The sequence below is a fragment of the Streptomyces sp. NPDC034086 genome (assembly GCF_055575515.1).
On sequence record NZ_JBVISM010000003.1, the window covers coordinates 615,381 to 628,696 of the forward strand.

Sequence of the window (13,316 nt, forward strand, 5' to 3'; positions counted from 1 at the left end):
GCCCGGGCGGGCCGCGCTGTCGGCCCGGGTGTCGGCGGCCCGGGCTCAGCTCATGTGGAGCCCCGCCGGCCTCCGGGGCGCGCGGGTTGGCGTGGGCCCCGGGTGGGCAAGCCCCGTCGACGCTGCCGGGCGTCGGGCTGCGGGTGGCGTGGCGGCTGACCGCCCCCGTCCCCGGCGGCCGCAACCCGGCTCGGCCGTGGCCAGGGGTGTTCCGGCCGCGCCGGCTCACCGCCTGAGACCCGGGGCCGGGGTGAGCCCGGGAGTGAGCCCGGGGTGTTCCCGCCCCGGCCCGGTCCCGGTCGGCGGCCGGGGTGTTCCGGCCGCGCCGTCTCCGGCCGGGGGGCCGGGTCTGACGGCCCGGCGTCCGGGGCCCGGGGCGGAGCCCTGCGGGCTCCCACGGTCTCGGCCCCGCCTCGGCCTGCGGTGGCGCGCGGTCCCGGTGTTCCAGCCCGTCGGCGTTCGGGGCGCGGGGTCCGGGGCGGGTCGCGGGGCGGGGGACGGGGGGCGGCCGACGGTCCGGCCGCCGCCGGGGGGTGCGGGCCGCCCGACGGAAATCCCAGCCGCGCCCCCGCGGGGACAAGGCAGAATTGGCCGGTGCGGTACCGAATCCTCGGCCCCACCGAGGCACATGACGACACCGGCGCCCCCCGAACCCCCGGCGGCGCCCGGCTGCGCGCGCTCCTGACCGCCCTCGCCCTGCGCGCCGGCGGCCCGGCCGCCGCGTCCGTCAGCGACCTCGTCGACGAAGTGTGGGGCGACGACCCGCCCCAGGACGCCCCCGCCGCTCTCCAGGCCCTCGTCTCCCGCCTGCGCCGCGCCCTCGGCGCCGGGGAGCTGACCACCGACCCCGCCGGCGGCTACCGCCTCACCGCCGGCCGGGACGACGTCGACCTCCACCGCTTCACCCGGCTCGCGGCCCTCGGCGCCGAGCAGCTGGCCCACGACCCCGCCACGGCCGCCACCACCCTCCGCGAGGCCCTCGCCCTGTGGCGCGGCCCCGCCCTCGCCGACCTCCCCGAGCCGGCCCGCACCGCGCACGCCGCCGCCTGCGAGGCCCGCCGCGCCCGCGCCGAGCGGGACCGCGTCGAGGCCGACCTGCGCAGCGGCGCCACCGCTCCCGCCGAGCTCCTGCCGGAGATCGAGGCACTGATCCAGGAGCATCCGTACGACGAACCGCTGCGCGCCCAGCAGATACGCGCCCTGCGCGCCGCGGGCCGCGCCGCCGACGCGCTCTCCGCCTACGAGCGCACCCGCCGCGACCTCGCCGAAGGCCTCGGCGCCGACCCCGGCCCCGCGCTGCGCGCCCTGCACGCCGAGCTGCTCCGGCCCCCCTCCCCGCAGCCCCGCGGCAACATCCGGCCCCGCCTGACCTCCTTCGTCGGCCGCGAACCCGAACTCGCCGCCCTCGCAGCCGACCTGGACCGCGTACGCCTCGTCACCCTCACCGGTCCCGGCGGTTCCGGAAAGACCCGCCTCGCCGAGCACGCGGCCGCCGCCCGGCCCGACTCGGGCTGGCTCGTCGAGCTCGCGCGCCTCGACCACCCCGCGGCCGTCCCCGGCGCCGCCCTCAGCGTCCTCGGCCTGCGCGAGAACAGCCTCGTCGCCCGCGAGCGGACCACCGCCGACGACGACCCCACCGCCGCCCTCGTCGAACACTGCGCGCACCGCCGGCTGCTCCTCGTCCTGGACAACTGCGAGCACGTCATCGGAGCCGCCGCCGAACTCGCCGAACGCCTCCTCACCCACTGCCCCGGCGTCCGGATCCTGGCCACCAGCCGCGAACCCCTCGGCGTGCCGGGGGAGTTCCTGCGCCCCCTCGAACCGCTGCCGCCCGCCCCCGCGCACCGGCTGTTCGCCGACCGTGCCGCCGCCGCCCGCCCCGGCTTCCGTCCCGGTGACGACCCGGCCGCCGTCGCCGAGATCTGCGCCCGCCTCGACGGGCTGCCGCTCGCCATCGAACTGGCCGCCGCCCGGCTGCGCCTGCTCACCCCGCGCCAGATCGCCGACCGGCTCGACGACCGGTTCCGCCTCCTCACCGGCGGCGCCCGTACGCTGCTGCCCCGCCAGCAGACCCTGCGCGCCGTCGTCGACTGGTCCTGGGACCTCCTCGACCACGCCGAGCGCACCGTCCTCGCCCGGCTGTCCGCCTTCGCCGGCGGCTGCGACCTGGAAGCGGCCGAAGCAGTCTGCGCGGGCGGCGCCCCCGGCGCCACCCACACCACCCACACCCCCGGAGTCACCCACGCCACCGAGGTCACCGACGTCGCCGACGCGATGGGAGCCCTCGTCGACAAGTCCCTCGTCCAGGCCGAGCCCGGCCCCGACGGCATGCGCTACCGCCTCCTGGAAACGATCCACGAGTACGCCGCCGAACGCCTCGCCGCCGACCCGGCCGACGCCCGCGCCACCGCCCGCCGCCACGCCGCCCACTACGTCGCCCTCGCCGAGCGGGCCGAGCCGCTGCTGCGCTCCGCCGGCCAGCTCCCGTGGATCCGCCGCGTCGAGACCGAGCTCGACAACCTCCGCTCAGCCCTCCACACCACCATCGGCGGGGACCCGGACGGCGGCGACACCGAGGCCGCCCAACGCCTGCTCTCCGCCCTCGGCTGGTTCTGGTGGCTGCGCGACTACCGCTCCGAGGGCGCCGACTGGACCGCCCGCCTCCTCGCCCGGATCCCCGTCGAGCCGCCCGAGGACTCCGCGGCCTACTGGTCCTCCATGCGCCTGCGCATGCTGCACATGTTCCTGCTCGCCGAGAGCGCCGGCCCGCAATGGTTCCGTACGCCCGAGCACCAGGCCCTCGCCGCCCGCGTCAAGGAGGTCTTCCGCCGCGGCACCCCGGAGGCCACCCGCTTCCCCGGCATGCTCTGGCCCACCATCTGCTTCCTCACCGGCGACACCGTCGGCTTCCACGCGAGCATCGACGAATCGATCGCCAACTGCCGGCGCCACGGCGGTGAATGGGAACTCGCGATCCCCCTGCTGATGCGCGTCCACTTCGCCATCGACACGACCGGCGGCCTCCGCACCGTGGACGCCGACCTCACCGAGCTCCAGGACATCGCCCACCGCGTCGGCGACCGCTGGATCCGCGCCCAGGTGGCCAGCGCCGTCGGTGAGGCCGCCCTCTCGCGCAGCCAGTACGCCACCGCCCGCGCCGCCTACGAGGAGTGCCTGCGCCTCGCCCGGGAGGTCGGCGCCCGCATCGAGGCGCCCTTCGCTATCGCCCGCATCGCGGAGACCGCCTACCGCGAGGGGGACCTCGACACCGCCGAGAAGCTGCTGGCGGAGGCCGACCGCGAGGCCCACGAGCACGGCGGGGTCTACGACGTGAGCACCTTCGCCCGCTTCCTGTCCGCCACGCTGGCCCTCCAGCGCGGCGACCACGACCAGGTCCGCGCCGAGTGCGCCGCCGCCCGCGCCGCGGCCCGGCAAGGCAGCGTGCCCGCGCAGTTCACCGCCGGGCTGGGCCTCATCGAGGCCGTCCTGGAGGGCCGTGAGAACGGCGCGCGGGCAGGGCTGGCCAGGATCGGCCCGGTCCTCGCCGGCGCGGTGGAGGCACACTGCGCGGAACGCGTCCTGGCAGGCATCGCCGAATCGGCGTCACTGTTCCTCGCCGACGCGGGCCGGCCCGAGGAGAGCGTACGAGTCCTCGCGGCGGCCACCGCCTGGCGCGCGGGCTTTCCCCGCCCGGCCCCGGAGGAGGCCGCCCTGGAGGGTCTCCCGGAACGCACCCGCGCCGCCCTCGGGGCGGCCGGCCAAGCCCGGGCGGAGGCCGAGGGCCGGACCCTGACCCCGGACGAGGTCCTCGCGGTGCTCGGCGCGGTCACCGAGACGGCCGGCCTCAGCCGCAGCTGATCACCGCGTCGGCCCAGCCCGCCAGCGTCGGCAGGTGCCCCTGCCGGACCTGCTCCACCACGAGCCGCAGCTTGGTGTGCCCGGCCAGCGGCACCTCGACCGGCACCGGGGGATCGTCGTACCCGAGCGCTCCGGAACGCCACAGCCGCTGCCCGTCGCCGTAGACGGAGAACCGCACCGTCCCGTCGGTCAGCAGCGACAGCCCGTCCACCCCGGCCCGCGCCGAGAAGCGGCCGCACTGCCGGTTGAGGGTGATCTCGACCGAGGAGCGGGAGTCGACGGTGATGCCCTGCGCGAACTGCCGGCCGCCGACCACCAGCCCCCACCGCTGCCACACCCAGCTGCTGCGCCAGGTCTCCAGCTCGGGCCCGGTGCCCTTGCCGTACGCGGAGTGCCCCAGCCCGGCCAGCCGGAACCCCTGCGGCGGCGGTGCCGTGAGCCGGGGCCGCGAGGGGGCCGGCTTCGGCCGGAGGCCGACCGGAGCGGGCGGCCGCACGGCCGGGGCAGCGGCGGCCGAGGACCGCGGTGGGGACGGCTCCGCGCTCCGCCGGGGCGGCACGGCCCGTGCCGCCGGCGTCGGATCCGCGGGCGGCGTCGACTCCGGCGCGGCGGGGGAGGGCGGTACGGGCGGCTCGGGCGCCACCGGCGCCACCACCCCGGGTGCGGGCGCGGCCTGCGGCTCGGGATCGTCCCCGGCCAGGGCGAACACCACCCCGGCGGCAGCGGCGACCGCGATGCCGGCGGCGATGGCGGCCTTGGCGGGCAGGCCCAGCCCCTCGGAGACCACCGCCCCTCCGGCCCCACCGGCCCCTGCCCCACCAGCGGCCCCGCCCCCGGCAGCCCCCGCCCCGGCAGCCCCCGCGGTCCCGGCCGAGGATCCGCCCGCGGCGGCGGCAGCCCCCGCGCCCCCGGCGGCGACGGCCCCACCGGCCACCACCCCGGCGGCCTTGACGGCGTACCCGGCGGCGAACCACCCGATGACCGCCACCGGCAGCAGCGCGGGAATGCCCGCGTTGACGTCCTTCAGCTCCCCGGCGGCCAGCCGGCACTTGGCGCACTCCTCCAGGTGCTTGCGCAGCCCCCGCTCCGCCCGCATCCGCAGCCCGCCCCGGGCGTACGCGCCCAGCCGGTCCGCGTACCGGGCACAGTCGCCGCCCGAGCTGAGCGCGGAACTCACATGGGCCTGGAGGTAGGCCTGCTTGAGGCCCTCCCGGGCCCGGCTGGCCAGTACCGCCGTCGCGTTGGCGCTCAGCCCGAACAGCGGGGCGATGGCACTCGGCGAGGCTTCCTCGACGGTGGTGTGCCACAGCACGGCCTGCCACCGCTCCGGCAGGCTCCGGAAGGCCTGCATCGCGAGCGACCGCTCGGCTTCGTGCATCGCCCGGACGTCGGCGCCCAGTTCGAGGGTGTCGTCGCCGGACAGCACGCCGGCGCTCTCCGCACCCGCGGCCGCCTGTTCCGCGAACACCGCGAAGTCCTCGACCAGATGCTCCCGCCGGGCGGTCTTCGCCCAGGCCGCGGCGACCCGCCGTACGGTGGTCAGGAGGTAGGCCCGCACCGACTGGTCCGGTCCGGCCCCGCCCCGTACCGCTTGCAGGGTCCGCGCGAACACCTCGGCGGTGAGGTCGTCGGCGGTGTGCCCGTCCCGGCAGCAGGTCCGCGCGTAGCGCCGTACCGCGTCGGCGTGCCGGCGGAACAGCTCCTCGTAGGCGCCGTCGTCCCCACCGCGCATCCGAGTGATCAAGTCGCCGTCGGAAGGAGGTAGTTCACCGTCCAACGGCCCGGCCGCGGCATGTCGTCCGCCGCGTTCGCGCTGGGCCGGGACCTGCTGAGCGGGCAGGCTGCCCGCCCCCGCCTCGCCGCCGGTTCCACCGACGCCACCGGGAGACTCGTCCCGCCCGTCAACGCTCATCGCGGAAGCCCCCGCACGACCCACTCGAACCGGTACACCGATCCAGCCTGTCACACGGCAGTGGGGCCCCGGGGCCGTCTCCGCGGCATCCACCCGTCCGGGCAAGATCCGGCGAATCGCCGTACGGTGCACCACCCCTTCGGGCGATGCGCCCTCACGCGCCCCGGGTTGACGCCAGGCCCCTGACACCCGACATCCGGCGTCTCGGCATCCCCGCCTCCCGGCAACCCGGCAACCCCGCCCCCGGCAGCTCCGCCCCCCCGGCAGCCCGGACTTCGGCGGCAACCCGCCGTCCCCGCCTGCCGGCAGCCCGGACAACCCTGGATCCCGGCAGCTCCGCCCCCCGGCAGCCCGGACTTCGGCGGCAACCCGCCGTCCCGGCTCGCGCCCCCCGGCCACGCCGTCCCCGTCACCCGCCCCCGGCCGGCTCCGCCGCCGACGGCCCGGTCCCCACCCCTGCGGGGACCGGCCCGTCAACGACTCGCCTCGACCGCTCCGCCGGACGGCGGTTCACCGGCTGCAGAGGGCCCACCGGCTGCCGAAGCCCACCGGCGGCAGAGGGTTCACGGCTGCCGGGGCTCACCGGCGGCCGGGGCGCCTCCTCACGCCGTGCGGGAGCGCAGCCCCTCGAGCAGGATGTCCAGCAGCCGGGCCGAAGCCGCGGCCTGCTGGGCCGGGTCGGGCAGGGCGGGCGCGGCGGTGGCTATCACCAGCAGCACATCGGCCACCGTGACGTCGGCGCGCAGCTCACCGGCTTCCCGTGCCCGGTCGACCAGCTGGCCGACGACCTCCAGCAGCGCACCCGCTCCGGCGTCCTCCGAGGGCTCGTCCTCGATCGAGGAGCGCGCGCCCACGACGCGCAGCTCCGCCGCACCGCCGACGGCCTGGCGCTGGTGCGGCACCCGGGCCGCGGCCTCCTGCTCGGCGGCGTCCTCCTCGGCGGCCGAGCCGACCCGCAGGACCTGCGGCGGGAGCAGCCGGCCCGCGCCGGAGGCCACGGAGGTGCGCAGGAAGCGCGACAGCGCCTGCCAGGGCTCCTCCTCCTGGCCCAGGGCGGACTTGGCCTGCTCGGTCAGCCGGGCGGTCTCCTCCTCGGCTATGCGCCGGACCAGCACGTCCTTGCTGGGGAACCGCCGGTAGACGGTCCCGACGCCGACCCGCGCGCGCCGTGCCACGTCCTCCATCGGAGCCCCGTAGCCCAGCTCGCCGAAGACCTCCCGGGCCGCCCGCAGGACGTGCTCGAGGTTGCGCTGCGCGTCGACGCGCAGCGGCGTGGACCGGCCCACTCCGTGGGTGGTCGACCCTGCCATCACGCGGCCGCCGGTCTCCGCGGACAGAGCGGTGACAGAGCCATGGAAATCGGAAATGTTCATATGTATCCCCCGGTAATCACTTGTCTCCCCCCGGAGACACTCCCCGCCTTCGTGTCGAGGGGGGCCACGGTCATGAGGGCCCAGGTCCTACATCCTCGACGAGATACGAACATAGTTGAGCCAGAGTCAATTCAGAAGAGGCAGCCCCCGACCGAGCGCCGCCCGATCGGAGCATTCACCCCCACTTTTCCGCCACAACTCCCCGGAATCACCCCTTCCGGAGTCCTGACCTGCGGACTTTTAACGTGATCGGGATCTCCCGCCAGCCCCGCCCCACCACCCCCACCGGTCACACAATGTGCCGGGCCTGTGGACAAACTCCCGGCCACGTTGCGTCATGGGGTGGTGAAGGCTGCTAACTCCCGGGGCGACGACCCCGGTACCCCGCCCCGCACGCGCATCCTCGTCGTCGGCGGCGGCTACGTCGGCATGTACACGGCCCTGGGCCTCCAGCGGAAGCTGAGAGCCGGCGAGGCCGAGGTCACCGTGGTGACCCCGGAGCCCTACATGACGTACCAGCCCTTCCTCCCGGAAGCCGCCGCCGGCGCGATCTCGCCCCGGCACGTCGTGATCCCCCTGCGCCGCGTCCTGGACCGCTGCCGCATCGTCATCGGCGAGGCCCGGCGCATCGACCACGCCAAGCGGACCGCGACCGTCACCACCCTCGCCACCACCGAGGAGGGCACCGGCGGCATCGAGATCGAATACGACGAACTCGTCCTCGCCCCCGGCTCCGTCTCCCGCACCCTCCCCGTCCCCGGACTCGCCGACTACGGCATCGGATTCAAGACCGTGGAAGAGGCCATCGGCCTGCGCAACCACGTCATCGAACAGATGGACATCGCCTCCTCCACCCGCGATCCCGCAATCCGCGACGCCGCCCTCACCTTCGTCTTCGTCGGCGGCGGTTTCGCCGGCGTCGAGGCACTCGGCGAACTTGAGGACATGGCCCGCTACGCGGCCCGGTACTACCACAACGTCAAGCCCGAGGACATGAAATGGGTGCTGGTCGAGGCCAGCGACCGGATCCTGCCCGAGGTGGGCCCCGAAATGGGCGTCTACACCGTCCGTGAGCTGCGCAGCCGCAATATCGACGTCCGCCTCGAGACCCGCCTCGAATCCTGCGAGAACCGCGTCGCCGTCCTCAGCGACGGCTCCCGCTTCCCCACCCGCACCATCGTCTGGACCGCCGGCGTCAAACCCCACCCCGTCCTCGCCGCCAGCGACCTCCCCAAGAACGAACGCGGACGCCTCACCTGCACCCCCTTCCTCACCGTGGAAGGCGTCGAACACGCCTGGGCCGCCGGCGACGCCGCCGCCGTCCCCGACATCACCGCCGGCAACGGCGCCGAAGGACCCGCCCGCGAGTGCGCCCCCAACGCCCAGCACGCCGTACGCCAGGCCAAGCAGCTCGCCGACAACCTGGTCGCCGCCCTGCGCGACGAGGCCCTCACCGAGTACGCGCACAAGTACGTCGGCTCCGTCGCCTCGCTCGGCCTCCACAAGGGCGTCGCCCTGCTCTACGGACGCAAGCTCAAGGGCTACCCCGCCTGGTTCATGCACCGCGCCTACCACCTCAGCCGCGTCCCCACCTTCAACCGCAAAATGCGGGTCCTCGCCGAATGGACCCTCGCAGGCCTCTTCAAACGTGAGATCGTCTCCCTCGGATCCCTCGAACACCCCAGGGCAGAATTCGAACTCGCCGCAGGAGGCGGCCCCCGCAACCAGCCGCCCAGGCCCGACCCCGGCCCACCGCGGGACAAGCAGGGCTGACGTTGTCAGTGCCGTCGGCCACACTGGACGTGTGACCATAGGTGGGCTCACGCCTGCACACAGTGACGCCCGGCGAGTGCCACCCGGCGGATGACGCCCGCCGGGCGACACCCACCGCGACACCGTCCAGCGACCGACCACAGGGGCACCACCCGGCACCGCCGGGCGGACACACCGCGACCACCTGCGACACCACGAGGCTTGAACGCAGTGAACTTCACGCGCTGGAGCGCCCGCTTTCCCGGCACGCGCCGCGCCGCCGCCCGGAACGAGCACGCCGCGGCCCAGGCCAAACGCGGTGAGGGCTCCGTCCCGGCAGCCCGCGGCGCCGCCCACCGTGCCGCGCCCCAGGAGGGCACCCCGGCCGACGCCACCGTCCGCGGCACCGGCATGGCACCGCTCCCCGCCGTCCCCGCCCTCGACGAACTGCCCGTACGGGAAGTCCTCGGCCTGCTCCCGGCCCTCGTCGCCCTCGTCCACGGCCCCGAGCACCGCGTCGCCTACGTCAACGACGCCTACACCGCCGGCTTCGGCCCCCGCCCCACCGGAGCCCCCGCCCACACCGCCCTCCCGGAACTCGGCGACCTCGGCCTGCTCCCGCTCCTCGACCAGGTCCAGCGCAGCGGCAAGTCCCGTACCGCCAAGAACCGCACCGCCCCCGGCGGCGGGAACTCGTACACCGTCACCTGCACCCCCGTCGAGTTCCCCAAGGCGGTCACCGACGGCGAACCCGACCCCGAGCACACCGGCATCCTGGTCCACCTCGCCGACGTCACCGACCACGCCGAAGCCGTCGAACGCCTGCGCGCCAGCGAGCGCCGCCAGCGCGAGGCCGCCGTCACCCTCCAGCGCTCCCTGCTCCCCCAGGAGCTCGAACAGCCCGACGACCTCCGCGTCGCCGCCACCTACCAGCCCGGCGGCACCGAAGCCGCCGTCGGCGGCGACTGGTACGACGTCATCACCCTCGGAGCCGGCCGCACCGCCCTCGTCATCGGCGACGTCATGGGCCGCGGGGTCCGCGCCGCCGCCGTCATGGGCCAGCTCCGCACCGCCGTCCGCGCCTACGCCCGACTCGACCTGCCCCCGCACGAGGTCCTCCAGCTCCTCGACGGCCTCGCCGCCGAGATCGACGCCAGCCAGATCGCGACCTGCGTCTACGCCGTCCACGACCCCAACGAAGGACTGCTGGCCTACGCCTCCGCCGGCCACCTCCCCATCCTGGTCCGCGACGAGGACGGCACCGTGCGCCGCGCCGCCGACCCCACCGGCCCGCCCCTCGGCACCGGCGGCTGGCTGCACACCTCCGGCACCATCGCCCTCGGCCCCGGCTCCACCGCCGTCCTCTACACCGACGGCCTCGTCGAACGCCGCGGCGAGGACATCGACGAAGGCGTCGCCGCCCTCGAACGAGCCCTCTCCGGCGCTCAGGGCACCCCCGCCATCATCTGCGACCGCCTGATGCGCGCCCTCGGCGTGGACGCCGACCACGACGACGACGTCGCCGTGATGGTCCTCCAGCAGCCCGCCCGCACCGGCGCCGACGCCGAGCTCTTCCACAACGCCGCCCTGGAACTCCTCGGCGGCGTCGAGGCCGCCCCGCGCGCCCGCGCCTTCGCCCAGGGCGTCCTCAGCTCCTGGCGCTTCCCCGTCGAGCTGTGCGACCTCGGCGTCCTCGCCGCCAGCGAGCTCGTCGCGAACTCCCTCCAGCACGGCACCCCGCCCATGCACCTGCGCCTGCGCCGCACCGACCGCCGCCTGATCGTCGAGGTCACCGACGGGGACGACCACCTCCCCCGCCGCCGCCGCGCCGAACCGGCCGACGAGACCGGCCGCGGCATCTCGATCGTCGCCACCATCGCCTCGGCCTGGGGCTCCCGCCGCACCCCCGGCGGCGGCAAGGCGGTCTGGTGCGAGTTCGCCCTCCCCGACAAGTAGCCCCACCGCACGGGAAGAGCCCCCGGCCCGAAGGGCCGGGGGCTCTCCCCACTTCCACTTCCACGTACTACGCGGACACGCGCTCCGCCCGCTCCACGGCCACGGCCGGCTTCCCGGCGACCGCCGGCCCCTGCGCCACGACCCTGCTCACCACGGACGGGTTGTCCTGCACCGGGCTCAGCCGCCCGCCCAGCCGCAGCGCCAGCACCGAGATCCCCAGCGACACGCACACGAACACCCCGATGTACAGCATCGGAACCCCCGCCCCCAGCGGCACGCCCAGCGGCCCGAGCGCCAGCGCCATCTGCTTGACCAGCGCGAAGGCCGAGTTGTACTGCCCCACCGAACCCTCCGGCGCCAGATCGGCCACCAGCGGCGCCAGCGTCGGCGACAGCATCGCCTCACCGATGCCGAAGAGCGCGTACGTGGTGATGAACGCGGCGGCGGCCATCATCGCGCTCCCGTGCCCCAGACCCGAGAACCCGGCGATCAGCCACGCCACCGTCCAGATCAGCCCGACCAGCGCGATGACCCGCGACCGGCGACGCTTCTCGACCAGCTTCAGCACCACGAACTGCGCCACGACGATCGCACCCGTGTTGGCGGCGAGCGCGAACCCGAGGGTGGAGGGGGAGATCCCCGCCGCCTCGGTACCGAAGGCCGCCAGACCCGACTCGAACTGCCCGTAGCAGGCGAAGAACAGCACGAAGCCCAGCACGCACAGCTGGACCATCGCCTTGTGCCCGAGCAGCCGCTTCCAGCCGCCGCCCGCGGGCGCCGCGTCCTTGGCCATCGCGTCACTGATGTTCTGCACGTGCGGCATGCGCACGGTGGCGATCACGACCGCCAGCACCAGGAACATCACGGCCTCGATGCCGAACAGCAGGGTGAAGCTGCCGGGACGGCTCTCGTCGACGATCTGGCCGCCCACGAGCCCGCCGATGCCCAGGCCGAGGTTCTGCATGAAGAACTGCAGGGCGAAGGCACGCGTACGGGTCGACGGGGTCGAGCACCACACGATCATCGTGGCCAGCGCCGGCTGCATCACGGCCTGCCCGGCGCCCAGCGCCAGCGCGGAGAGCAGGATCGGGGCGACACCGGTGGAGAGCCCGAGCGAGAGCGCACCCACCGAGGCGGTGACGGCGGCACCCATGACCACGGCCACCGGACCACGCCGGTCGATGACCCGGCCGGTGAAGGGCAGCGCGACGAGAGCGCCCAGGGCGAACGCCACGAACGCGCTCGTGGCGGCCATGGAGCCCAGACCCCGCACCTGCGCCACGTAGATGTAGAGGAACGGAACCGTGAAACCGATGCCGAACGCGGTCAGCGCGTTGCCGGCCTGGATCCGCCGCATCGCAGCGCCCATCACCTTGGTCACTTCTCACCTGCCTTGAGAGCCGAAGACTGAAGACTTCAGAACTTCACACCTAAACTTCGATGCTTAACTCTACACACCGAAGGAGTTAGATGCCAACGGGTTCATGCGATACTTCGGACCATGGGTGACACCCCCGACGGCGCTACGCCCGTCCACGAGCCGAGCCTCGATGAGCAGATCGCCGTCTACCAGCGCGAGTTCCAGGACCTCGACCCCCAGGTCGAGAAGGTGGTCTCGGCGCTGAGCCGGCTGAACCGCCGCATGAACGTGGCGTACGGCCGCCAGACCGCCGCCCTGGGCATCAGCAACGCGGAGTGGGAGGTCCTCAAGGCCCTCGTCATCTCCGGGTCGCCCTACCGGATGGGCCCGAGCGAGCTCGCGAAGCAGCTGGGCCTGACACCGGCCGCGATGACCCACCGGATCGACCGCATGACGGCCGAGGGCCTGGTCACCCGCGAACGGGACGAGTCCAACCGGGTCCGCGTGATCGTGGAGCTGACGGACGAGGGCCGCAGCAAGTGGCTCGACGCGATGCGCGCGGCCACGGTCTTCGAGGAGGACCTCCTCCAGGACCTCTCCACGGCGGAACGCGGAGTCCTGGGCGACATGCTGACCCGGCTCCTGGACCGCGTGGAGGAGCTCCAGTCCCGGGCCTGAACGGCCCCGACCTCCCCGGTTGACACACCCCTCCCGGATCCGTAAGGTTCTTCGAGTTGCCCCGGAGCCGGAAGGTTCTGGAGTCAACGAATCCCGCCGCCCCGTTGCGGCAACCTACTCAGCACGATCTCCCACTGGGAACGAATTCGGCGTGCCCGAATTCATTTCCGAAGGCCCGATTATCGGTTGCCGGGGAAATCCGCTAGAGTTCAGGAGTCGGAAGGGCCCAACGGCCCGGAAGACAAACCCCGCTGACTGGGGGTCAGGCCCGAAAGAGTCTGATAGAGTCGGAAACGCAAGAACGAAGAACGAAAGCCCGGAGGAAAGCCCGAGAGGGTGAGTACGAAGGAAGCGTCCGTTCCTTGAGAACTCAACAGCGTGCCAAAAATCAACGCCAGAAGTTGATACCCCGTCCACTCCGGTGGAT

At 74.5% G+C, this 13,316-nt stretch carries 7 protein-coding genes; 4 read left to right on the forward strand and 3 right to left on the reverse strand.

Translation table 11 applies throughout. The annotated features are described in order from the left end of the window. The first annotated feature begins 594 nt into the window (after positions 1 to 594). Positions 595 to 3,858, forward strand: a complete 3,264-nt coding sequence (locus ACZ514_RS12820; protein ID WP_469124687.1) for an AfsR/SARP family transcriptional regulator — start codon at positions 595 to 597, stop codon at positions 3,856 to 3,858. Here the strand turns inward: ACZ514_RS12820 and ACZ514_RS12825 are convergent. After that, entirely contained in the window at positions 3,845 to 5,770 is a 1,926-nt protein-coding gene (locus ACZ514_RS12825) for a sigma-70 family RNA polymerase sigma factor (protein WP_469124688.1), read from the reverse strand. The two genes, ACZ514_RS12820 and ACZ514_RS12825, sit on opposite strands and share 14 nt — an antisense overlap. Positions 5,771 to 6,372: 602 nt before the next feature. After that, entirely contained in the window at positions 6,373 to 7,143 is a 771-nt protein-coding gene (locus ACZ514_RS12830) for a TetR/AcrR family transcriptional regulator (protein WP_468164338.1), read from the reverse strand. Positions 7,144 to 7,485: 342 nt separating this feature from the next. Between ACZ514_RS12830 and ACZ514_RS12835 the strand changes: the two genes are divergently transcribed. Together ACZ514_RS12835 and ACZ514_RS12840 are read left to right on the forward strand one after the other, a co-directional pair. Continuing rightward, positions 7,486 to 8,916, forward strand: coding sequence for an NAD(P)/FAD-dependent oxidoreductase (locus tag ACZ514_RS12835; protein WP_469124689.1), 1,431 nt, complete (start codon positions 7,486 to 7,488; stop codon positions 8,914 to 8,916). A 210-nt stretch (positions 8,917 to 9,126) separates the two neighbouring features. Continuing rightward, positions 9,127 to 10,851 (forward strand): ATP-binding SpoIIE family protein phosphatase, encoded by a 1,725-nt coding sequence (locus tag ACZ514_RS12840; RefSeq protein ID WP_469124700.1) that lies wholly within the window; start codon positions 9,127 to 9,129, stop codon positions 10,849 to 10,851. Positions 10,852 to 10,918: 67 nt separating this feature from the next. Here ACZ514_RS12840 and ACZ514_RS12845 read toward each other — a convergent pair whose 3' ends face one another. Further along, positions 10,919 to 12,220, reverse strand: coding sequence for an MFS transporter (locus ACZ514_RS12845; protein WP_469124701.1), 1,302 nt, complete (start codon positions 12,218 to 12,220; stop codon positions 10,919 to 10,921). Between the two features lie 132 nt (positions 12,221 to 12,352). Between ACZ514_RS12845 and ACZ514_RS12850 the strand changes: the two genes are divergently transcribed. After that, on the forward strand, positions 12,353 to 12,889 hold the full coding sequence (locus ACZ514_RS12850; protein ID WP_467885006.1) for a MarR family winged helix-turn-helix transcriptional regulator: 537 nt from the start codon (positions 12,353 to 12,355) through the stop codon (positions 12,887 to 12,889). The last annotated feature ends 427 nt before the right edge of the window (positions 12,890 to 13,316 follow it).